This is a genomic window from Cohnella phaseoli (genome assembly GCF_003386235.1).
GTDB classification, from domain to species: Bacteria; Bacillota; Bacilli; order Paenibacillales; family Paenibacillaceae; genus Cohnella; species Cohnella phaseoli.
The window spans coordinates 36,114-58,927 of record NZ_QRDZ01000009.1 but is presented as its reverse complement, the minus strand read 5'-3'; the positions used below and the strand labels follow the sequence as shown (position 1 = coordinate 58,927).

Here is a 22,814-nt window from a genome sequence, read left to right as displayed (position 1 = left end):
GTCTATCCTCCCTCTCTCGCCGATAATATCGATTCCTGCGCTTCATCCGAAGGCATCGCGGGAACCATTCGCAAGAGCAATTCCATCAATGCCGCATACGGGCTGGCCGCCTCCGCCAGCTTTCGCCGAATCGATTCCAGCTCCTTCGTTCTCGCTGTAAGCAGCGCCCCCGACGAATCCCAAGGAGCGGCCGAAGCAAATTCGAGCATCAGAGGAAGATAATCGGGCAGCTCGCTTCCCGCCAGCTCAAAGCCCTCCGCGGCATAACGCCGCTTCAACTCCAGCAGGGCCGGTCCGCGGTCGCGTTCCTCGCCGTGCTGCTCATAGGTTAAATACAGGTTGGACGCCTTGCCGAAATCAAACGTTCGCACATAACTGTCCTGCCACTGCATATCGTCCGTCTCCTCCGCCGCTTGCAGAAAGGCGATCAGAATTCGGCCGGCATCGGCATCGGGAAGGGCTTCCGCCTCCTCGCGGCAGAGCGGAAGCTGGTCTCGCCACGCCCGATCGGGGTATTGAAACAAATAGGATAGAATCCCGCAAGCCGTCTGGTTCGTCTCGATATCCATCCGCAGCTCCTCCTTGGTCAAAATACGCCGCACGCGCCCGGACCGCCCACGAAATCAAGCCCGCAGCTGCCCTGTTCGTTAAACAAATCGGCAACTTGCTCGCGATGCGCCGGCGGAATGACAAAACGGTCGTCGTATTTGGCGATCGCCAGCAGCCGGTACATATCCTCCACCGTCTGGGCGCTTTGCCCGATCGCCTCCAGCATCGCCGGATCGCTGACGCGCCCGGTTTGCTTGTTGCGCATATGAATCCGCATAACGGCCATTTTGCGCAGGACTTCCCGAATCAGCCTCGAATCTCCCGCGGTCAGCAGGTTGGCCAAATAGTCGACCGGGATTCTCATGCTGTCGATCGCCGGGAAAATGTCGTTCGGGTCCAGCGCACTGCCCTGCCCTTCGATCCGGTTCGTAATCGGGCTGAGCGGAGGCACATACCACACCATCGGCAGCGTCCGGTATTCCGGATGCAGAGGCAGAGCGATCCGCCACTCCATCACCATTTTATAGATCGGCGAGCGCTGCGCGGCCTCGATCCAATCCTCCGGGATGCCTTCCTTGCGCGCTTCCCTGATCACTTCAGGGTCGTGCGGATCAAGAAAGATGTCCATCTGCGATTCATACAGGTCTTGCTCGTTCTCGACCGAAGCGGCGGCTTCAACCTTGTCCGCGTCATAGAACATCAGCCCAAGATACCGAATGCGACCGACGCAGGTTTCCGAGCAGATCGTCGGCAAGCCGGCCTCAATGCGCGGAAAGCAGAGCGTGCACTTCTCTGCCTTGTTCGTCTGCCAATTGAAGTACACTTTCTTGTACGGGCAGCTGGATACGCAAAACCGCCACGCCCGGCAGGCATTCTGGTCAACCAGCACGATTCCGTCCTCTTCCCGCTTGTACATCGCTCCCGATGGACAGGATGAGACGCAGGACGGGTTGATGCAATGCTCGCATATGCGCGGCAAGTACATCATGAACACCTGTTCGAAGTCCATCTTGATCTCTTCCTCCAAGCCGCGCATGTTCGGATCCTCCATTCCGGTTACATGCGCGCCAGCCAGGTCGTCCTCCCAGTTCGGCCCCCATTCAATATTCATATAACGTCCGGTCACCGTCGATTTCGGCCGGGCTACCGGCTGGTGTTTTTTGGCCGGGCTGTTCGTCAGCTTCTCGTATTCGTACGTCCACGGCTCGTAATAGTCGTCAAGCGTCGGCTGGTCCGGGTTATGGAAAATGTTCAGCAGCCTTTTGGCTCGGCCGCCCGATTTCAATTCCAGCTTGCCGTTCTTTAGCTCCCAGCCGCCTTTGTAGCGCTCCTGATCTTCCCATTGCTTCGGATAGCCGATGCCCGGCTTCGTCTCGACGTTGTTAAAGTACATGTACTCTGCACCAGGACGGTTCGTCCACGTATTTTTGCACGTTACGCTGCACGTATGGCAGCCGATGCATTTGTCCAGATTCATGACCATGCCGACCTGCGCTTTAATCTTCAAGCCAGATCACCTCCTGCAGCTTCCGAATGATGACATGCAAGTCCCGCTGATTGCCGGTTGGACCGTAGTAGTTGAAGCCGTAGCTGAGCTGCGCGTAGCCGCCGATCATATGCGTCGGCTTGACATGGATGCGGGTCGGGCTGTTGTGGGTTCCGCCCCGCGTCTGGGAAATCGGCGTGCCCGGCACGTTGATATGCCGGTCCTGGGCGTGGTACATAAACGCCATGCCGCGCGGAATCCGGTGCGAGACGACGGCGCGGGCGACGACGACGCCGTTGCGGTTGAAGCACTCGATCCAGTCGTTGTCGACCACTTCGGCCTCCGCCGCATCTTCGTGGTTCATCCATACCGTCGGACCGCCGCGGAACAGCGTCAGCATCGGCAAAGCGTCGTAATACATGCTGTGAATCGACCATTTGTTGTGCGGCGTCAAGTAATTCAGCACGATTTCCTTGCCGCCTTCGATAGGCCGTTTACTGTTCCGATTAAACGGCGTATGCTTGAGCGTCGGCTTAAACGTCGCCAGCGTCTCGCCGAATTCGCGCAGCATCTCGTGATCGATATAGAACTGCTGACGACCTGTCAGCGTGCGCCAAGGAATGAGCCGCTCCACATTGGTCGTGAACGGGGAGTAGCGGCGCCCGCCCTTCTCCGAGCCGCTGAATGCGGGGGAGGTAATCACCGTCTTAGGACGGGACGTAATTTCCTCGAAGGTAAAGCATTCTTCCGCGCGTTCTTCCGCCAAATCCTTTAATTGCAGGGCTGTTTTCTTCTCCAACGACTCCCACGCCCGTACCGCCATATGACCGTTCGTCGTGGACGACAGCGTCAATATGGCCTCGGCCACGCGGCGATCGGTGCTCAGATCCGGACAGCCCTCCGCCAGCCCCTGCCTTATCTTGCCGAGCATTCCTTTCAGCTTCTCGTACTCCGGCGCGGCAGACCACGAGATACCCTTCGTGCCAATCGGCTTGTCTCTGACCAACGGGCCAAGCGCAACCATTTTCTCGTAGACGGTCGTATAATCGCGCTGCACGACATGGAAATGCGGCATCGTGCGCCCGGGAACCGGCTCGCACTCCCCCTTGCTCCAATCCCGGATGCGACCCAGCGTTTGCGCCAGTTCGTCCGGCGAATCGTGCAGCAGCGGAGTCGCGACGATGTCGTGCTGCGGCCGATCGAATTGCTGCTTGGCCATCTCCGAGAACGTCCGGGCCAGCTCCTTGAAAATGTTCCAATCGGAGCGAGATTCCCATTGCGGATTCACCGCGGGATTAAAGGGATGAACGAAAGGATGCATATCCGTACTGCTCAGGTCGCTCTTCTCGTACCAGGTCGCCGCGGGCAGCACGACGTCCGAATACAGCGCCGTCCCGGCCATCCGGAAGTCGAGATTAACCATCAAATCCAGCTTTCCTTCGGGGGCTTGCTCGGCCCATGCGATTTCTTCCGGCCTGAAGCTGTTGGCATCGTCGTTCAGCAGCCCGTTGGTCGTTCCGAGCAAATGCTTTAAGAAGTACTCATGGCCCTTGCCCGAACTGGAAATGAGATTCGCCCGCCACACGAACAGCACGCGCGGGAAGTTAACCGGATCGTCGGGCGCCTCGATCGAGAACTTGATATTTTTCTCTTGAAGCTGCCGCGCCACATAGGCGGAAATCTCCTCGTTCGTGACGGCTCCAGCCTTGCGGGCGTCCTGATACAGCTCAAGCGAATTGCGGTCGAACTGCGGATAGGAAGGCAGCCAGCCCAATCTTGCGGCCATCACGTTATAATCGGCCACATGCGCATACCGAGCCTTGTCCGCCAGCGGCGAAACCAGACTGTCTACCGACATTTCCTCATAGCGCCATTGATCCGTCGCAAAATAGAAGAACGACGTTCCGTTCTGCAATCTCGCAGGTCCTCCCCAATCCCGGGCGAACGCGATTGTCTGCCAGCCTTCCGCAGGACGCAGCTTCTCCTGTCCGACATAATGCGCCCAGCCCCCGCCGTTAACCCCTTGGCAGCCCGTCATTACGACTAGGTTAAGAATCGCCCGGTAAATAACGTCGGAATTGTACCAATGGTTAATGCCCGCTCCGACGATAATCATGGATCGGCCTTGCGTCTCGACGGCGTTACGGGCGAATTCGCGCGCAATCTGTACGACCGCATCCCGATCGACGCCCGTAATGCTCTCCTGCCAAGCCGGCGAGAACGGCTTGCTTTCCTCGTCCAGGTCTGCTCCTCCCGCATCCAGTCCGCGATCTACGCCGTACTTGGCGAGTACCAGGTCGTAGACCGACGTGACGATAAGCGTTTTGCCTCCGCTCACAATGCGTTTGACCGGGATCGTCCTCTCCATCAGATGGCGACCGTCATCGTCGAAATAAGGAAGCCGGATCGTCGTCGTCTCGTTATGAACGCCCAGCAGGGATAGCCGAGGATCGATCGGTCGCTGTCCGTCCGCCGTCTCCATTCGCAAATTCCATGTGCCCTCTTCGCCCCACCGAAAGCCAAGGCTGCCCTTCGGCACGGCAAGAGCTCCGCTGTTGTCGTCGTACACGACCGTTTTCCACTGCATGTTGTTGCCCTTCTCGCCCAGATCGTCGGCGACAAGGAAACGTCCGGCGGAGTAAGCTCCATCCTGCTCCTCGATCAGCACCAGGTTGGGGAAATCCGTATACTGTTTCGCATATTGAATAAAGTAAGCGGTCGGATTTTCCACGTAAAATTCTTTCAGGATGACGTGGCCCATCGCCATGGCCAGAGCGCCGTCCGTGCCTTGTTTGACCGACATCCACGTGTCCGCGAATTTAACGAACTCCGCGTAGTCGGGGCTGACGGAAACGACCTTCGTCCCGCGATAGCGAACCTCGGCCAAGAAGTGGGCGTCAGGCGTTCTCGTCATCGGGAGATTGGAGCCCCATACGATGATATAGCCGGAGTTAAACCAGTCGCTGCTCTCGGGCACATCGGTCTGATCGCCCCAAATTTGCGGGGAGGCCGGCGGCAAATCCGCATACCAATCGTAGAAGCTGAGCAGCGGAGAGCCGATTAGCGATAGAAAACGGGAGCCGGCGGCATAGCTGACCATGGACATCGCCGGAATCGGTGAGAAGCCGATAATTCTGTCGGGACCATACTGCTTAATCGTATGAATCATGGACGCGGAGATAATCTGCGTCGCCTCGTCCCAGGAGGCGCGGACGAGGCCGCCTTTGCCTCGAGCGGTTTTATACTTCTTGACGAGCTCGGGATTGTCCGAGATGCTTGCCCAGGCCCTTACCGGGTCTCCGCCCTCCCGGCGCAGCGACTCCCGCCACAATTCCAACAGCACGCCGCGCACGTAAGGATATTTCACACGCAACGGGCTGTACAAATACCAGGAAAAGCTCGCGCCTCGCGGACAGCCGCGCGGCTCGAATTCCGGCATATCCGGGCCTGTGGACGGATAATCCGTCGCCTGGTTTTCCCAAGTGACGATGCCGTCCTTCACGTAAATTTGCCAGCTGCACGAGCCGGTACAGTTGACGCCGTGCGTCGAGCGCACGACTTTGTCATGCTGCCACCGTCGGCGGTATACGTCCTCCCAATCGCGACTGGCAGGCGACACCTCGCTCCAGCCCTCGGAATGCTGCTCCCGTCTGGCGAAATATTTGAGTTTGCGGAATAACGGCGTTCTCGACTTGCCCATAGTTCTCCTCCTTGTCCGGATGTGAAGGTTCCCCTCGGATGATCCGATCGTAACTGTAGTTCAATGTACCATCGGGCGAATTCGACAAGCAGTGACGGTCGTCACCTCCCTTGAAAAAGCCAACTTCCTTTAGCCGCCGATTTGCGACATCCTCCTCGCCGTCGGGGTTCGCGACCGGCTTGCTCCGTCCAGCGCCGCAGCCATCTCGTGCGTCTCCGGCTTCGCGGCCAGCGCTCGTCGGAACAGCGCCTCGATTGCGGCGGGATCGCCGGCATGCTTGCGAACGTTGTATTCGTCCGACCAGTACAGGCACGACTTGATATTCCCGTCGGCCGTAAGCCGCAGACGGTTACAGCTTCCGCAGAAATGCTCGCTGACCGGATGGATAAGCCCGAAGGTGCCGACCGCGCCATTCAGACGGTAGCTGTTCGCCGGTCCGTTGCCGTACACGTCCCGGCAAGGCGCGAAGCTCCACCCCTTCCTCCGGCAAGTGTCCAGAACGTGTTCCAACGGCAAATATCCCGTTTTCCAGCTCGGACTCTCAAACCCGATCGGCATGTATTCGATAAACCTGACGTGAATCGATTCCTCCTGGGTCATGCGCAGAAACCGCTCGACCTCGTCGTCGTTCGTCCCTTTCATCAGCACGACGTTCAGCTTGATCGGATCGAAGCCGACGCGGCGGCTCTCTTGAAGACCTGCCAGCACTTTGCGAACGTCGCCGCCCCTCGTGACGGCCGCATATCTGTCCGAGTCAAGCGAATCGAGACTGACGTTCACGCGGGTAATTCCAGCCTTCTTCAGACGTTCTGCAAATGCAGCCAAATAAATCCCGTTCGTAGACAGGGCGATATCCTCGATGCCCGGAATCGCGGACAGCATGGCTACCAGCCGGTCAAGCTCCTTTCTGACCAGCGGCTCTCCGCCTGTAAGTCTTAGCCTCTTTACGCCGAGGGGGGCAAGCGTCGCCACGACTTCGACGATCTCCTCGTAAGACATAATTCGATGTCCCGGCTCGAACTGCATCCCTTCTTCCGGCATGCAGTATACGCAGCGCAGATTGCAGCGATCCGTTACCGATATCCGCAAGTAATCGTGAACTCTGCCATACCGGTCAATCAATCGATTCTCCACTCGCTTCACTCCCCTTAGGCTTCCTAAGTATAGGCAGGAGCGCCCTCGACAGCTGTGATTCACATCACCGCCGCACGGCGATAACGCATGTGTCACAGACAATTCAGAACTGGCGAAAATCCGCCCTATATGTGACCGCGGTCACACAGCCCTTACATCGCCTGCTCTATAATCGGGGACGTAAAGCTATTCACTCCTGAGGAGGAATGTAAAATGAGTCAATTTGCCGCTATCGTCAACGCCACGGAGTACCCGCCGCATCTGAAGCACAAAGTCATATTCGAAACGTTCGGGAATCTAGCGCCGAACGAGGCGATGCTGCTCGTGAACGATCACGATCCGATCCCTCTCCGCTATCAGTTCGAAGCGAATCATGCGGAGCGTTTTACGTGGGACTACATCGAACGCGGACCTGCGGTGTTCCAGGTCAGAATCGGGAAAATCTGATGGCTCGCGTCGATGTCCTCGATGAGAAGACGATCAAAATTACGGTCGCCTTGGAGGATGCGATCTCGATGGTTCGGGAAGCCTCCCTGCGGATTGACGACTATGCCTCCGAGATTGTGACCATCTACGAGAAAATGCCCGAGTTCCACTATACGTATTTCTGCTTCTACGCCTATGAATCGGCCCGTCTGTTCGAAGGAATGCTGGGCGTCGATCCGAAGGACTACACCTCCTTCTCCCTCGATGCGCCCGATTCTTTTTTCTATTCCTTGTACGGTGGCATGGCGGGTTTGTACGAAGAGGCTAAACGGCGGGAGACATTAACTGTCGAGGGGTGAACGAGCATGGAACGCAAAGACGCCAAAGTTGTCGAACTGGATGTCAGGCCCCATCTTCGCAAGAAGCTGGAGCCGTTTCAACTGATCATGGATTCCGTAAAAAGTCTCGACAAGGACGACATCTTCGTCCTGCACGCCACCTTCAAGCCGACGCCGCTCTTCGGCGTGCTTAAGATGAAAGGCTTGGCGGGCAAAGCCGAACGGATCGGTCCCGAGCATTGGATTTCCACTTTCGTGAACAAGAAAAATAAAAGCTGGCTCGACGGATCAAGCGAAGGCGAGGACAACGGGGAAAATGAAGCTCAGGGAACAGGAAGCGAAGCCGTGCCGGATGGAGAGGCAAAAGTGGTTTCATTGGACAACCGCGGCTTGGAGCCGCCCCAGCCGATGATCCGCACGCTGTCCGCGCTTGACCGCTGCCGTCCGGGAGACGAGGTGCACATTCATAACGACCGCGTGCCGATGTTCCTGATCGAGGAGCTGCACAGCCTAGGCTACCCCTATACCGTAGAGGAGCAGCCGGACGGATCGGCCAAAGTCAAAATACAAAAAGCGTAAGGAGGCGAGAACGATGTCCCGTCTCCCCTTTCTTTTTATCGTAACCGGAATTGCCGGATTCGTGCTATTCCATGCGCTCTCGTTGTTTTCGCTGTCCGGTTGGCTGGGCGAGGAGCTGCGCGGTCCGAGCGGTTGGTTTCACATCCATCTGTTCGTGCTCGGCTGGGCGACTATGCTGGCTATGGGCGCGGTTTATCAGTTGATTAACGTCATTCTGCAGTCCTCGTTGTATAGCGAACGCTTAGGTTATGTTCATTATGCGCTGTTCACCGTCGGCTTGTCGGGTCTGCTCATCGGCTTCATTCGGGGCGAAATCTATTGGATCGCCGCCTTCGCTTCGCTCGCGTTCTGCGGAATCGCCGTGTTTGCATGGAATATCGGCGCGACTCTGATTCGCGCGTCGAGATGGAACGCAATTACGCTCAGCGCGACCAGCTCGGTCGTATTCCTGCTGCTGACCGGTGTAACCGGGATGGCAATGGGACTGAACTTCGCAACCGGCATTTGGGCCAACTATCACGACAATCTGTTCGGCGCCCACATCTGGCTCGGAACGGTCGGATGGTTCGGCCTGCTCATTACCGGCTTCAGCTACAAAATGCTGCCGATGTTTTATCTTGCGCACGACTACCCGACTAGGCTGCAAACCGCCGTGCTCGCGCTGTGGAACGCCTCCGTTGTCGCCGGAGCGTTGGCTTTTTTGGCCGATTGGGGCGAATGGGCAATTCAGACGGCTCTCCTCCTGCTGGCGGTTGCGGTCGTTCTCTACAACGTTCATCTGCTGCAAATTAAAAAGAAACGGCATAAGCGCACTCCCGGCTCAGGGATCAAATGGACGGTGTACGCGAGCCAAGCCTTTGCCTGCACAACCATTACCGCTTTTGTTTATGCAGTTATCTATCCGCAGCAGGCGCTTCAAGGCCCCGCCATTGCCGTGGCAGGCTGGGCTTACTTGGGCGGCTGGGTATCGTTCACCATTCTCGGCTACGCCTCCAAAATCGTTCCTTTCCTGTGGTGGACGTACAAATACGGCAAGCGGGCCGGTAAGCCAGGCACTCCGGTCATGGCCGACCTGCTGAGCGAGCAGAAAACAAACGTTGGGCTCGCCTTCATTGCCGCCTTCAGTCTCGTCCTTCTGGGGGGCCTTGCGGCGCAGTCGTCCGCATTGATCGGGATTGCCGGAACGGCATTGTCCGTACTGTCTATCGCCTATATTTCGTTGATCTCGCTCGTATTTTCCCGCTAACCTATGAAACGAGGTGGATTGCAATGGCACACAGCGAAGAGCAGCTTCGTGAGCTGCTAAAGGAAGTTTACGACCCTGAATTGGGCGTCAACATCGTCGATCTCGGACTCGTCTATGAAGTTCGCGAAGAACCGGATCGCATCTACGTCCGAATGACGCTGACAACGCCCGGCTGTCCGTTGCACGATACGATCGCCGGCGGCGTCAGATGGGCGCTTGCGGAACGGACCGGCCGAGAGAACGTCGACATCGACATCGTCTGGGAGCCGAAATGGTCTCTGCGCATGATGACGACGGAAGCGAAAGAAATGCTCGGATTTTTCTGAGCCATGGCAAAAGCAGATCCAATGGGGCTGTCCCGGACAGCCCCATTTATCGTTGCGCTCATCGGGGGAACGCGATAATGATATCCTCGATCGAGCAATAGGAGGCATAGTCTCCTCCAACCCCCGTGTGAGCGGTCAGATTCCGGCGGCTTGCCGTTTCGAGCCGATGTCGCTGAACATTCCCGCATAGTTTTTCACTTCGTCGGCATCGTTCTTGATCGCCGTAACGCTTAGCCACTCCAGATAAATCTCCCCGTTTTTGCGCCGATTCCAAATCTCTCCTTGCCAATATCCCTTTTCCTTCAAGGAACGCCACATTTCATCGTAGAAGCTCTTATCCTGCTTTCCGGATTTTAGAAGGTTCGCCTTGCGGCCGATCGCTTCTTCCGGCGTGTAGCCGGTAATCGCGGTAAAAGCGGGATTAACCGAAGTAATGACGCCGTTCGTGTCCGTAATCAAAATCGCTTCGATCGTATTTTCCAGAATGCGGGCGGACAGTGCGAGCTTGTCCTGGAAGAACATCCAGTTGACAAGCACGAAGCTGGCCAGCGCAATTTGGGCAAGCGCCATAAAGCCGATCGAGTACTGTCCAGTTAAGCTGTAGATAGCGGTAAGCAGCAACGGCGGGAAAAAGCCGCCCAAGCCACCCATCGCCGAAATCATGCCGTTGGCAATCCCCGCTTGCTTGGTGAAGTAGAGCGGAACGAGCTTAAAGATCGTTCCGTTGCCCGTTCCCGCGCACAGCGCCACAGTGAGGCAGCCGACGGTATAGAGCGCGATGGAGGGCGAGAACGATAGCAAGATCGCCGATACGGTTAATCCCAAAAATACGAGCATCAATATTTTGAACGGATTGTAACGATCTCCGAGCCAGCCACCAATCGGTCTCATCGCTGTGGCCAACGCGATAAAACCGGCCGTGCGCAAACCCGCGTCCACTTTATCCAGATCGAAGTGGCTTACCAGGAAGTTCGGCAAATATACGGTAAACGCAACGAAAGAGCCGAACGTCAGAAAGTAGAACAGACAAAGAAACCATAGCTTATCGTTCCGGGATACCGCTTTGATCTGCTCCATAATCGGCGTGTGGACTGGCGTTTCCTTGCGATCGCCGAGCAAGAAATTGCATCCGGCGAGCACGACCAGCACTGCGCTGTAAAGCATGACTGTTTTCGACCAGCCGATCGAGCTGGCCAGCGCCGGCGCGCCGAATGCGGAGATGGCCGTGCCCAGGTTCCCGATCCCGTAAATACCGTTGACGAAGCCATGCCGCTCCTTCGGATAATACTTCGGCAGAGACGTGACGCCGACGGAGAATACGGCTCCTCCGATTCCTAGGAATACGCCTCCTACAATCAAATCGGCGAAGGAGTCCGCCTGGCTAACCCAGAAAACGGGCGCAAGCAGCAACAAGAAACTGATCATAAACAGCTTTCTCGCCCCATGGCGGTTCGTCCAATATCCGTACGGAATACGCATAAGCGAGCCGACCAGAACCGGAATTGCCGTCACCCAAGCGAGTTGAGAAGAGGTCAGCTGGATGTCTTCTTTGATGTAAGGCATCAAGGAGGACAAGATTACCCATACCATAAATCCTAATACCAGGCTTACCGTTTGCAGCGGCAATTGAACCTTTTTTACGTCTTGCATTCGCGCAACCCCTCCTATATGCCTACCTGATCGAATTTGTAATTCAATGTACCATCGATAGGAAGCGGCGCACTGTGATTCGGGTCACCTGTCTGTTTGCGTTCCGCTTTACGGCCCGGATCGTTCATAAAACGGACAAAAAAACGACCGGCTCGCCGCAAGCGGACAAAGCTAGTCGTTTCTGGATCTGGCGAAGATAAGCAAAAGAAAGGAAACGGCGATCATGGACAACGTCCACAACCATGCCATCGTCGCATTGCCCGCATCGACGGCCAGATAGATCGCGGTAGGCGTCGTCTGAGTTCTGCCGGGGATGTTGCCGGCGATCATCAACGTAGCTCCGAATTCGCCGAACCCTCTGGCAAACCCGAGCACGTATGCCGTTACGAAAGAACGGTAGGCTAGCGGAAGCGTAATGTAAGCAAACACTTGGCGCTCGTTCGCTCCGCTTGAACGCGCCGCCTCCTCCAAACCTTTGTCGACGGACAAGAATCCCGTTTTCATCGTCTGGTAGACGAGGGGGAAAGCGACGACGACCGAAGCGATTACCGCCGCCCACCAGGAGAAGACGATCGGAGCGGCAAACAGCCACTCCGCAAAGCGCCCGATCCAGCTTTTTCTCCCCAAGCCGACGAGAAGCAGAAAGCCGACGACCGTCGGCGGCAAGACGAGCGGCAGCATGAACGCCGTCTCAAGCAGCGTCTTCCCGGCGAAGGAACGCCGGGTCATCCACCTTGCCGCCCCAACGCCCAACGCCATCGCAGCGATGCTGGACAAGAGCGCTACCCGCAGCGACAGCGCAATGGGCGACCAGAACGTCTGCCAGTCCACCTCTCCGATCATTTCGCCGCCGGCACGGAGAATCCGTATTTAACGAAAATGTCCAGAGCGGCCTGCGATTGCAAATAATCGTACAAGACGCCGGCTTGCTCGGCATTCTTCGTCGCTTTGACGATTCCGATCGGATAAACGACCGGCGAGTATGTCTGCGGATCAACTGCGAATGCGATGCCAACCTTGTCCGAGGTGAGCGCGTCCGTCTTGTAGACAAAGCCCGCTTCCGCGTTGCCGGTCTCTACATATTGCAGAACTTGGCGAACGTCCTTCGCCTGCACCAGCTTCGGCTGCAGCGCGTCCCACAGCTGCGCGTTCGCCAGCGCCTCTTGCGCGTATTTGCCGGCCGGCACGCTCTCGGGAATGCCGATCGCGACTTTCTTGATCTCCTCTTTGGCAAGATCCGCTATGCCCGTAATGCCGGCTTTGCCGTCCGTCGACGCAACGACCACCAGCTCGTTGTTCAATAAATTCGTCTGATGAGCCTCGTCAATGAGCTGCTTGTCCGTCAGCGCCGTCATATTCTTAACAGCCGCGGAGAGAAACAGGTCCGACGGAGCTCCCTGCTCGATCTGCTGCTGCAGCGTTCCCGATGCGCCAAAGTTGAATACGAGCTTAATATCCGGATGCGCCTTCTCGAATAGTGGCTGGATTTCGTTCAGCGCGTCGGTTAAGCTCGCGGCCGCCGATACGGTCAGTTCGGTTTGCTTCGGCGAAGACGATTGCGAATTGGAGCCGCATGCGGCAACCAGAATGGATACGGCGACTGCCAACAACAAAACCATACTTTTTCTAGCAAATCTGTACATACCTTTTCCCCCATAACTATATTTGGTTATAAATAGACATAATTGATGATTATACGCTTGCCCAAATAGATTGTAAATCAGGTTAATTCGTCTCGATTTAGGTGATTGCCCCCCTTCGATTAGGAGCCTGTGATCGGCAAGCTCCCCAAGTTGGATAAACCATCTCTCCACGCCATGCGCATATTGTCGGCCTGAACTCTATTTTTAATCATTTATCTGAAAATAGAAGTGATCCCCCTCACTATAACCATGTCAATTATATTAATTTATATCTAAATATAATCGATCTACTTATCGGAGCACACACCTTGGAGAGCTTCCCAAAGGCGGATTACACAATGAGTCGTGTAACGCCCCTCGAATTCGCCCTTTCTTACGGTCTCCCAGACCGTTTGTGAGTAAAATTCAAAGTGGCCTGGTATCCGTCTGATATCCGTCAAATTAGTCCGTTGCAAATTAAAAATCCCTTGTCGGCTGCTAGGCCGATAAGGGACTTGAGTCCATATATTGCCGACCTTGGACCGGTCAGCTTCTGTTCAGAATGCCCAAATATGCGACCCACGGTCCTACATCCTGCCGATAACGTTCGGCCAAAACGCGCACGATCTGCGCGATGTGCGTCAGATCGTGCACAGCCCATGTCGCCACCAACTCTCTCGCCTTGACCGCACCGAAGGCGGGATGCGCGCCGATCGACTCCAGCAGCTCCTCCGAATCGATCAGCGTTCTCAGCTTGGCCGTATTTTGCAGCCGGATCGCCTTGAATTCGCTCAGCTTCGACTCGATCGAATCGGTTGAAGCCGCGCTTAAATGAGAATAGCGGTCGAACGGGGGAAAAGGTTGGCTCTCCCCTTCCCGAAGAAGCCATTTCAGTCGGGGAATCCAGTTGGTCCTTTCTCCTTCAATGAGATGTCCGACGACCTCGGAAGCGTTCCATGTTCCTTCTCCTTCATTACAGACCAACCAGTCATTCGACAAGCCGATCAGCAGCGATTCCAGCGTCGCCGGCGTTCGCTCCAAAATTTCGAGAGCCTGTTCCAGCTTGAAATTCATAATGGCGCTCCTTCACTTAGGAATTCGGGATTTCGTCCAGCCGGGAGAACAAGATGTAGTCGAGAGCAACCGGACTGCCCGCCTGCCGCCTCAGCGCGGCGTTGATCTGACCGCGATGGTACTGGCCGTGCAGTGCGACGTGGATCAGAATATCGCGAATCGAAGAGCGGAATTTGATGCCGCTTTGGTTCGCGTACTCGAATGTACAATCCAGATCGGATTCGGCCAATCCGTCAATATAGCGTTTGTAGCGCTGCTCGTTGTCCCGGGCAAGCTGCTCCAGCGAAGCGATGTCGCTCTCCTCCCATAACGTCAGATGAGCGCTGCTTCCCCCCTCCAATCGTGTCGCCCATACCAGCTCGGCAATTAAAATATGACGAAACAGCCTGCCAATTTCCCCTCTCTCGTTCGGCAGCTCCCGAAGGCCCTTCAGTAACTCTTTGTTGGCCCAGTATAAGTGATCCATCATCCGGCGAATCGTTTGCATTGCTCATTCCCCCGATTATTTTTCGAGTATTGTCATCCGCCATGCCATGCCTCAACTCGAGGCGCAGCACGCATCGCCAAACTTCGAGCAACCCGTTTTCTCCGCTTAAGTCCACCGGGCCGCCCACAGCTTCATTTCGTGGCAAATAACATGCAGATCTTGCCCTTTCGGAGTAAGCGTATATTCCACCGTTACCGGGACGGTCGGATATACGATTCTTTCGAGCACGCCCTTTTCCTCCAGGTGACGCAGCGTACTGGTCAAGGCGCGAGGGCTGACGGTGGGAATTTTACGCTGCAGCTCTCCAAAGCGCAGAGTGCCGCAGAACAGCTCGCGAATGACGAGAAACGCCCACTTTCCGCCGAGCACGTCCAGCGTTTTTTCGATATTGCACTCGATATGTACCGGGTTTTTCGGAATATAGCTGCTTGCCTTTTTAACCGTATTCATGAATGCGGTCCCCCTATGCCTGTAACTATACTCAAGTATAGTTGCTAATCTGGATATAATTAAGTGAAAAAGATTTCACTTCTTCAAATTGTATACGAACTTTTATAGAATGAGAAGGTGACAACAACAATCCAAGGAGGCTGTTAAAATGAAATATCGCAGATTAGGCGGCAGCGGACTTAAAGTCAGCGAAATCAGCTTGGGAAGCTGGCTTACATATGGCGGTTACGTGGAACGGGAAAATGCGGTGCAATCGATCAAGACGGCATACGATCTTGGCATCAACTTCTTCGATACGGCCAACGTATACGAAAGAGGCGCGGCGGAAGAACTGGTAGGAAAAGCGCTGAAGGAGTATCCGCGCGAATCGTACGTGCTGGCGACCAAAGCTTTCTGGCCGATGGGCGAAGGTCCGAACGATCGCGGCTTGTCCCGCAAGCACGTCGTCGAGCAGGCCAACGCCAGCTTGAAGCGTCTGGGACACGAATACGTGGATATTTTCTATTGCCATCGTCACGATCCGGAGACACCGCTGTACGAAACGCTGCGCGCGATTGACGATCTCGTTCGTCAGGGCAAGGTACTATATGTTGGCGTCAGCGAATGGCAAGCTTCCCAGATCGCGGAAGCGCTCGGCGTAGCCGACCGTTACCTACTCGATCGCATCGTTGTCAACCAGCCGGTGTACAACATGTTCGAGCGCTACATCGAGAAGGAAGTCGTTCCGCTCAGCGAGCGCTCCGGCATCGGCCAAGTCGTCTTCTCCCCGCTTGCTCAAGGCTTGCTGACCGGCAAGTATACGTCCGCATCGGACATCCCTCAGGACAGCCGCGCCGCGAAGCTCGATTGGGTGCGCAAAGGCATTACAGAGGAGAAAATCGCCAAGGTTAAGCAGTTGGAAGGCATTGCGAAGGAGCTGGACGTTTCCGTGGGCAATCTCGCTCTTGCTTGGATTTTGCGGCTGAACAACGTGGCGAGCGCGCTCGTCGGCGCCAGCCGTCCGGAGCAGGTGACGGAGAACGCCAAAGCGTCCGGCATCGAGCTTAGCGATGACGTTCTGAGCCGCATCGAAGAAATTTTGAAATAGACGGTTGCAAAGCAAAAAAACTACGACTGACCAATCGGCATACATTGGTCTTCTCGGGTAACGGTTCGCTGGGCGGCAAGAGAAGAACCCATATTGTCATCGAACTTTGCGAGTCCCCGTCCGTTGGACGTGGAGGCACTTTCTTGGCCTTCACTCCGCGCCTGGGGCGGCGTGGAGGCACTTTCTTGGCCTTCACTCCCGAGCCTGGGGTGTCTGGAGGCACTTTCTTGGCCCTCACTCCCGCGCTTGGGGTGTCTGGAGGCACTTTCTTGGCCTTCATTCCCCTGCTGGTGCGGCGTGGAGGCACTTTCTTGGCCTTCGCTCCGCGCCTGGGGTGTCTGGAGGCACTTTCTTGGCCTTCATTCCGCGCCTGGGGCGGCGTGGAGGCACTTTCTTGGCCTTCGCTCCACGCGTGGGGCAGCATAGAGACACTTTCTTGGCCTCGCAAGCAGCGACTAACAGACGTAACGAATCTACTCACGTATTGACATACCGGGCAGCAGGAGAGGTCTATTCGAGTGGTGTTTCATTCTTCCTTCGAGTTCATGTATGCGAATTGGTCAGCTGTAGAAAAAAAACGCAAGTTTGTCGGGGGAAGCCCCCTTCAAGCTTGCGTCTTTGCATTCAGCCCTTACCAAATGTATCGATTTAGGAAGGCGTTGCGGAATTTGCCCTCAGGGTCGAAACGCGCAAGCAGTTCCCGAAATTGAGGCAGCATGCGATAGTGAGCCTGCACCTGAGACGGCTCCATCGTGAACAGCTTGGCCCAGTGTGGACGAGCCTTAAACGGCTCAAGCTTGCTTTCGATCAGCGGCAGCACCTGTCGCACCGCCTCCCAATCCCGCTTCCACGTAAAATGAATGCCCGCCGAGCGCTGCATATAGCACGGACTCATCCACAGCTCGTCCGCCGCGATCGTACGAACCTCGGACACGAAGAGCAGCGGAGCAATCCGCTCCCTCAAGTCCGCCAACGCGGCTATCGCCTCGTATACTTGCTCGCGCGGGACGAAGTACTCGCTTTGCAGCTCCTCCCCCGCGCTTGGCGTAAATTCCATTTTGAAATGCGCCAGCCGCTCGTGCCACGGTCCCGGAACGCCCATCTGCTCGCTGCAATTGTGAGCCGGATGTCCGGGCACCGGATGAAGCGGACTCGTCGCCAGCTTCGCGCCGTACAGCTCGGGTTCGATCGAAACCGCCGCCGCGCCGTCCATCAGCTTGCGCTTCACCCAAACTTGATTGATCGCCGCATCCTGCCAGTTGGTGAACAGACTGACGCTGTACCCGGAGGCGTAGATCGCATCGACATGCGGCTCCAACTTCGCTAGAGGCAGATTTTCGTAGACGACCTGGCTGACCTCGAAGGCGGGAACGAGGTCCAGCGTCAGCTTCGTCACTACCCCCAAGCCGCCAAGCCCGACGACCGCGCCCTCGAAGCTGCCGTCCGGATCACCGCGCCTCAGCTTAACCGTCTCCCCGTTCGCGGCGACAAGCTCCATCTCTCTCACTGCCGCCGAGAGGCTGGCATTGCCGTCCCCCGAGCCGTGAGTCGCCGTCGCGCAGGCGCCCGACACGCTAATATGCGGCAGCGAGGCCAGATTGTGCAGCGCATAGCCGTTATCGTGCAAATAGCTGCACAACTCGCCGTAACGAATGCCCGCTTCGACTGTAACCGTACTATTTTCCCGGTCCAGACCGACGATCCGATTCAGCTTTGCAAGCGACAGATGACTGCCTTCGGTATCGGCAATGCCGTTAAACGAATGACGCGTGCCGATCACCTTGACTTTGTCGCTGCGGGCGACCAACTCCTGGATTTGTTCGACGTTGTCGGGAACATAGAGCTCCGAAGCGCCATAAGTGTAATTTCCGGCCCAGTTCCGTTCATTTGCCATGCTTTCACGCTCCCTATCCGACTTAGGACGCTCTCCCCGCCATACAGGGAGGCACTGCCGCCAACATTAGTATATCAAGTGTCGGCTCCTCGCAATAGGGGGCTATCCCTTTAGAATTTGTAAGAGACGATACTTTCGACCGTTCCGCCGGGAGGGACGTACTTCAAATAATAGGAGTCCGAATCCTCGTTCCAGTACGCAAGGCTCGATACAGAGGCGTATAGCTCATCTCGCAAAATGTAGCGGCTGTTCGTCAATTGCGTCCCGTCCAGCTCGGCTTGATACAAGTGATGGTTGTTTTCATCCCTGGTATGAAACAGCAGCTTTTTCCCGTCGGGAGCGAGACTGTAGGAGACGCCAACGGAGAGATTGTCTACGATTGTGCCGTATACAAGCGCCGTGACCGCCTTGGTCTGAGGATCGTAAACGAACAATCCGTTCTGCCTGTCATAGGTTCCGTCGAACAGCAGCTTGCCGTCAGGCAAAAAGCGATATTGATTGATCGAATCGCGCTTCTTGCCTCCGGGAAAATCCAAGAAGAGCTCCACCTTGTTCTCTTCCGGCGAGTATTTGTAAATCGCGTTTTCCTCGTCATCAAATGAACCGTCCACATAGATGTCGCCAGCATAATAACGAGGATTTCCATAGCTGTATCCGTTTTCCCCTTTATAGAGACGCTCCTTCACATTCAACCATTTCGCTTGTCCGGTTGTCACATGGATCAGACCGATCATTCCGGGAACGCCGCCGATGACATATTCGCCCGCCGCGTCCGCGAAAACCCAATGGGAGTTCGCTTCCACGTCGTCCAGCGCGTACTCCATCCCGTTCTCCAGATCGCCGACGTACTGTCGCCCGTCCTGATTGTGCAGCGCTCTTCGCCCGTTTGCCGATACCTCCTCGGCGCGCGCGTCGGTCAGCTTCTCGGCCTGCTCCAAGCTCGCCAAGCTTGTTCTGTATACGCCGTCCTCACGGTTGTACAGCACAATGCCCTCGCGAACGTTCAGCAAGTCCGCGAACCGCACCTGTTCCTTCATCGCGATCTGTTCTCCCTGAATCAAGGGAAGCTTCTTCGCCTGAAGCTCCGCTTTGACGTCGCTGCTCAGAATAAAGCTGCTCTCCCCTGTATTCCCCGTCGCCTGTGCAGTGCATCCCGAGAGAACTAGCGCCAGAGCTGCGGCCGCTCCCATCCACCGGCCAATGCGGCGTCCGCGCGCGCCTTGTGGTTTGTAACCCTTAGTCATTTTTATCCATCCCTTCTGGCATCCTCTGCGGCGATTGGCGTGAGGCGAACATCCGTCCGCTGCCAGCCGCATCTTCAATCTACTGCGCAGATATGGACAAATTAGGCGGAGTTATTGCCGATTTGTGTCCGCAGGGGCAGCCGGACTTCAAGAACGACTGCGGAAGAATGAAGCTGCAGCACGATAGAGCCGCGATGCAGTTCGACAATGCGTTTGCAGATCGCCAGCCCAAGTCCGACGCTTCCCTGCTCCTTGGAGCTTGCCGAACCGCTGCGATAGAACGGCTCGAACGCCATGTCCGCTTCGAAGCGGTGGCTTGGATCGATCTCGTTAACGAGCGTCAGAACAGCCTCGGTTCCATCGGAAAACAGCCCGACTTCAACTACGCTGCCCGTTTTGCCGTATTTGATCGCATTGTCCAGCAGGTTGTCCCATACTTTGCGAAGCTCGTCGGAGTCTCCACTGACGGTCAGCGGCTCCATCCGGCAGCGAATGCGCTGACCGCGCCGCTGCGCCTTCAACTGCAGGTCTTCCGCCGCATCGCCGAACGAATCTTCCAGCAGAACAACGTCGTTGCGGCGACTGTCCGCATCGAACTCCCGTCTGGAATGCTCGATAATGTCCAGCATCATCCGGTGCAGCCGTCCGGATTCCCGATGAATGCGGCTCGCAGCGTTCTGCCGAAATTCCGCATCGTCGAAATCGGGCGCTTGCAAGATTTGCGCGTAGCCGGAGATCGTCGTTAGCGGCGTTTTTAATTCATGTGTAACGTTTCGAAAGAAATCCCGGCGGTTGCTCTCTAGCGCAACAACCTTATTCCTCTCCGACACAAGCGCCTCCATCTGCTCCTCCAGCTTCGCTCTCATCTCCTCGAAGCTGTTCGTCAGCACCGCGATTTCATTGTTCGAGGAAGCGATGCGCAGCGAACTGACCTGTCCTTCCCCGAACTGCCGCATTGCGATGGCCAATTCCGACAGCGGACGGGTTAACCGGCGCGCGAAAGACCAGGCGAGTGCGACCAGCAGCGCCCACAGCACAAGCGAGAAACCGATCAAGCCTTGCAGCACGACCGCATCTCTGCGGAACGTCCCGGTGTAATCCGCAGTCAAGCGCAGAAATCCGGCCGTCTCGTCCAACGCATACAGCGGAAGCGTGAGCACAGCCATGCTCGATTCGCGATCATGATGGATGCTCACGATGGACTGGTTGCGTGCGGCGGCGGCCAGATCGGCCTCTCCCGATCGCAGCAGCACCGGGGACGGCTTCGTTTGCACAAGCACATACCCGCCGTCCATCGGCACGCTTTCCGCCCGGAACGTCCCGTTCGCATCATAATAAGCCGTCCGAACGCTGCCGTTCAGACTGAGCCCGCGAATAAGCTCCTCCGGATACCCGGATGCCGTCTTTGGTCGAACGTCGTTCAGCGCCAAGTAATACTCGATATGATCATAGACGAACAATTGCAGCCGCTTCATCTCATCGAGGATTGCCGCTTGCGTATGCTGCTTTAGCAGATGGGACATATAACCGTAAAAGCCGAAAGCCGCCACCGAGAACAGCAATGCGAAACCGAGCAGAAATTTGCGCCGTAGAAGGCTGCGGCCTTCGCGCAGCTTGCGAAGCGGCTTATGGCGCGACCTGTGGGGCAGCTTGCGAGACAGCTTATCCCGCCACATACGAAGCAGTTCGCCGGACAGCATAGGCCGCAGCTTCCTCGTCAGCATGACCGGCTCCTCCCCCGCCACTTATAGCCGACCCCGAACACGGTCTCGATGAGAGACTCCTCCAGCTTTTTCCGGATTCGCTGAACGTGAACGTCGATTGTGCGCAAATCCCCGTCGTAGTCCATTTCCCAGACGTGATCCAATATCTCTTCCCTGGAAAACACCCGGTTAGGGTGATCGCGGAACAGCAGCAGCAGCTCGTATTCCTTCGGCTTGAGCTTGACCGGCTGCCCGTCCCTGAATACCGCGTGGCCTGAGCGATCCAACTCCAGCCTGTCCGACAGCGAGATAAGGCCAAGCGGCCGCGCGGCCCCGTTCCGCTCAATATCCCTTCTTCTCAGCACAGCTTTGATGCGAGCGATCACCTCGCGAATTTCGAACGGCTTGGTCATATAGTCGTCCGCACCCAACTCCAGGCCAAGCACCTTATCTACCAGATCATGGCGGGCCGTCAGCAGAAGAATCGGAATCCGCATGTTCGAAGAAACCCTTTTGCACAGATCAAAGCCGTCCGCGTCGGGCAAGTTGACGTCCAGCAGAAGGACGTCCGGCGCGAAGCGCTCAAGCAGCTCCATGCCTTCCTCACCCGTCGCGGCGGCTTTGACGTGAAATCCTTCCCGCCGCAGCGAATAGACGAGAATATCGCGAATCGACTCCTCGTCTTCAATTGCCAGCACCTTGATTGCACCCGTCAACGACAAAGCTCCTTTATTCGTTAATGGGTCAAGTATAGCAAATAAATGTTGCCAACTTATGAACCTTCTCGTATTAGTCGAATGCCTTCTATTCCTCCGAAACGAAGGACGGTCTAAATCTCCACTCGTACGACTGTTACTTGAAATGTCCTCGGGGCTTTTTTCCGATCCAGCGCTCGTCGACTTTCTCGCTTGCCGACTGATATCGGGTATCGACGCTAAGACGGTATTGGTTGGTCGTATTTTCGAGCGAGCAGTGCATCAGGAACATACCGAAGATCAAGACGTCGCCGGCACCGTATTCCGTAGTCGCCCACTTGCCGCCGAATTTCTCCGTTACAAGCAGCGGGTCGTCCGTATAGTGGCCGAGGCCGATAGCGTCTCGATCCGAATCCTTCATGCCGTACGATCGCTTTAGTTCCTCGAAGTTATGGGAATCGAGACAGATCGCCAGACCGCCCATCGCATAATCGATATCGCCTAACGGCGACCAGACGGTGTACAAATTGTGCGTTCCTCTGCCCATATAAACGATGTCGTAATGCGCACCTGTGAAATCCCCCTTGCCGACCGCACGCAACCATTTGTAATGATAGGTCAGCGATTGCTCTCCGAGCAGCTCGTCGAAAAAGCGCATGATTCGTTCGCCATTCAGCACTTCAAGCAGCTCCGGCAAATCCTCGTTCGTTCCCCCCATAAAAATCGTTTTGCTGCCGTCCGCCATGTAACCCTCCTCCAGCAGCGTGTCCCGATCAAGCTTGCCCATCCGATCCATTTTCTCCAAAATGCGCTTTCTCGCCTTCATCACCTGATCCCGATCATGAAAATCCCTCAACAGCAAATAGCCGTCTTCCGCCAACCGTCCTCGCAGCGCCTCGATATCCCCCAACAGCTCGTTCGAGCTTCTTAATGACGTTAAATGTTCTCCTCCCAATTCCAACTCGCGATTGCCAACTTTCACCATCATAGATCCAGCACTCCTTCAAGGTTGATGCTTCCATTGTAGGGGGCCGAGCGTTCGCCAGCCATGGATCGCCGTGTTTATTACATGTATAATCGTACAAGACAAATAAAATAAAGCACCACTAATTCGAATTAACATG

Annotated in this window: 21 protein-coding genes; 6 read left to right on the top strand and 15 right to left on the bottom strand. The window is 56.1% G+C overall.

The annotated features are described in order from the left end of the window. Window positions 1-2 precede the first annotated feature (2 nt). From narJ to moaA, 4 genes are all read right to left on the bottom strand, one after another. Window positions 3-569: a nitrate reductase molybdenum cofactor assembly chaperone gene (gene narJ / locus DFP98_RS13145; RefSeq protein WP_116061060.1), complete on the bottom strand. Its 567-nt coding sequence runs from the start codon at window positions 567-569 to the stop codon at window positions 3-5. A 17-nt stretch (window positions 570-586) separates the two neighbouring features. Next, window positions 587-2,056 (bottom strand): nitrate reductase subunit beta, encoded by a 1,470-nt coding sequence (gene narH, locus DFP98_RS13140; protein ID WP_116061059.1) that lies wholly within the window; start codon window positions 2,054-2,056, stop codon window positions 587-589. Continuing rightward, window positions 2,046-5,735 carry a nitrate reductase subunit alpha gene (locus tag DFP98_RS13135; RefSeq protein WP_116061058.1) on the bottom strand — a complete coding sequence of 1,230 codons (3,690 nt, stop codon included), beginning with the start codon at window positions 5,733-5,735 and terminating at the stop codon, window positions 2,046-2,048. The genes narH and DFP98_RS13135 overlap by 11 nt, the downstream gene beginning before the upstream one ends. Before the next feature lie 129 nt (window positions 5,736-5,864). Then, the gene (gene moaA, locus DFP98_RS13130; RefSeq protein WP_116061057.1) at window positions 5,865-6,869 is read right to left on the bottom strand and encodes a GTP 3',8-cyclase MoaA; all 1,005 of its coding nucleotides are present in this window, start codon (window positions 6,867-6,869) and stop codon (window positions 5,865-5,867) included. A 213-nt stretch (window positions 6,870-7,082) separates the two neighbouring features. On the opposite strand from moaA, the gene DFP98_RS13125 reads away from it, so the two are divergent. From DFP98_RS13125 to DFP98_RS13100, 5 genes are read left to right on the top strand one after another with little or no spacing between them, the layout of a single operon-like run. Beyond that, a complete protein-coding gene (locus tag DFP98_RS13125; RefSeq protein ID WP_116061056.1) occupies window positions 7,083-7,316 on the top strand; it encodes a DUF2249 domain-containing protein in 234 nt (77 codons plus the stop codon). Next, window positions 7,316-7,654, top strand: a complete 339-nt coding sequence (locus DFP98_RS13120; protein WP_116061055.1) for a hypothetical protein — start codon at window positions 7,316-7,318, stop codon at window positions 7,652-7,654. The genes DFP98_RS13125 and DFP98_RS13120 overlap by 1 nt, the downstream gene beginning before the upstream one ends. Window positions 7,655-7,660: 6 nt before the next feature. Beyond that, entirely contained in the window at window positions 7,661-8,212 is a 552-nt protein-coding gene (locus tag DFP98_RS13115) for a DUF2249 domain-containing protein (protein ID WP_116061054.1), read from the top strand. 13 nt (window positions 8,213-8,225) lie between these two features. Beyond that, a complete protein-coding gene (locus tag DFP98_RS39740; protein ID WP_246016518.1) occupies window positions 8,226-9,458 on the top strand; it encodes a cbb3-type cytochrome c oxidase subunit I in 1,233 nt (410 codons plus the stop codon). Between the two features lie 23 nt (window positions 9,459-9,481). Next, window positions 9,482-9,784 carry a metal-sulfur cluster assembly factor gene (locus DFP98_RS13100; RefSeq protein WP_116061051.1) on the top strand — a complete coding sequence of 101 codons (303 nt, stop codon included), beginning with the start codon at window positions 9,482-9,484 and terminating at the stop codon, window positions 9,782-9,784. Window positions 9,785-9,919: 135 nt separating this feature from the next. Here DFP98_RS13100 and DFP98_RS13095 read toward each other — a convergent pair whose 3' ends face one another. The 6 genes from DFP98_RS13095 to DFP98_RS13070 all read right to left on the bottom strand — a co-directional run bounded on the left by DFP98_RS13095 (window position 9,920) and on the right by DFP98_RS13070 (window position 15,067). Continuing rightward, window positions 9,920-11,434 carry a nitrate/nitrite transporter gene (locus tag DFP98_RS13095; protein WP_116061050.1) on the bottom strand — a complete coding sequence of 505 codons (1,515 nt, stop codon included), beginning with the start codon at window positions 11,432-11,434 and terminating at the stop codon, window positions 9,920-9,922. 171 nt (window positions 11,435-11,605) lie between these two features. Then, a complete protein-coding gene (gene modB, locus DFP98_RS13090) occupies window positions 11,606-12,277 on the bottom strand; it encodes a molybdate ABC transporter permease subunit (RefSeq protein ID WP_116061049.1) in 672 nt (223 codons plus the stop codon). Beyond that, window positions 12,274-13,077 (bottom strand): molybdate ABC transporter substrate-binding protein, encoded by an 804-nt coding sequence (gene modA / locus DFP98_RS13085; protein ID WP_116061048.1) that lies wholly within the window; start codon window positions 13,075-13,077, stop codon window positions 12,274-12,276. The genes modB and modA overlap by 4 nt, the downstream gene beginning before the upstream one ends. A 525-nt stretch (window positions 13,078-13,602) precedes the next feature. After that, the gene (locus DFP98_RS13080; RefSeq protein WP_116061047.1) at window positions 13,603-14,130 is read right to left on the bottom strand and encodes a DinB family protein; all 528 of its coding nucleotides are present in this window, start codon (window positions 14,128-14,130) and stop codon (window positions 13,603-13,605) included. A 16-nt stretch (window positions 14,131-14,146) separates the two neighbouring features. Continuing rightward, window positions 14,147-14,617 carry a DinB family protein gene (locus tag DFP98_RS13075; protein ID WP_116061046.1) on the bottom strand — a complete coding sequence of 157 codons (471 nt, stop codon included), beginning with the start codon at window positions 14,615-14,617 and terminating at the stop codon, window positions 14,147-14,149. 105 nt (window positions 14,618-14,722) lie between these two features. Beyond that, a complete protein-coding gene (locus tag DFP98_RS13070; protein WP_116061045.1) occupies window positions 14,723-15,067 on the bottom strand; it encodes a winged helix-turn-helix transcriptional regulator in 345 nt (114 codons plus the stop codon). Between the two features lie 148 nt (window positions 15,068-15,215). Between DFP98_RS13070 and DFP98_RS13065 the strand changes: the two genes are divergently transcribed. Next, a complete protein-coding gene (locus DFP98_RS13065; RefSeq protein WP_116061044.1) occupies window positions 15,216-16,154 on the top strand; it encodes an aldo/keto reductase family protein in 939 nt (312 codons plus the stop codon). Between the two features lie 631 nt (window positions 16,155-16,785). Here the strand turns inward: DFP98_RS13065 and DFP98_RS13055 are convergent. The 5 genes from DFP98_RS13055 to DFP98_RS13035 form a co-directional block, all read right to left on the bottom strand. Then, window positions 16,786-18,048: an FAD-binding protein gene (locus DFP98_RS13055; RefSeq protein WP_116061042.1), complete on the bottom strand. Its 1,263-nt coding sequence runs from the start codon at window positions 18,046-18,048 to the stop codon at window positions 16,786-16,788. A gap of 110 nt (window positions 18,049-18,158) precedes the next feature. Next, complete coding sequence (locus DFP98_RS13050) at window positions 18,159-19,292, bottom strand: TolB family protein (protein WP_116061041.1); 1,134 nt, start codon at window positions 19,290-19,292, stop codon at window positions 18,159-18,161. A gap of 101 nt (window positions 19,293-19,393) precedes the next feature. Next, entirely contained in the window at window positions 19,394-21,016 is a 1,623-nt protein-coding gene (locus DFP98_RS13045) for a sensor histidine kinase (protein ID WP_116061040.1), read from the bottom strand. After that, on the bottom strand, window positions 21,010-21,711 hold the full coding sequence (locus DFP98_RS13040; protein ID WP_181917662.1) for a response regulator transcription factor: 702 nt from the start codon (window positions 21,709-21,711) through the stop codon (window positions 21,010-21,012). The genes DFP98_RS13045 and DFP98_RS13040 overlap by 7 nt, the downstream gene beginning before the upstream one ends. A 136-nt stretch (window positions 21,712-21,847) precedes the next feature. Next, window positions 21,848-22,678 carry a phytanoyl-CoA dioxygenase family protein gene (locus DFP98_RS13035; RefSeq protein ID WP_116061039.1) on the bottom strand — a complete coding sequence of 277 codons (831 nt, stop codon included), beginning with the start codon at window positions 22,676-22,678 and terminating at the stop codon, window positions 21,848-21,850. Window positions 22,679-22,814 lie beyond the last annotated feature (136 nt).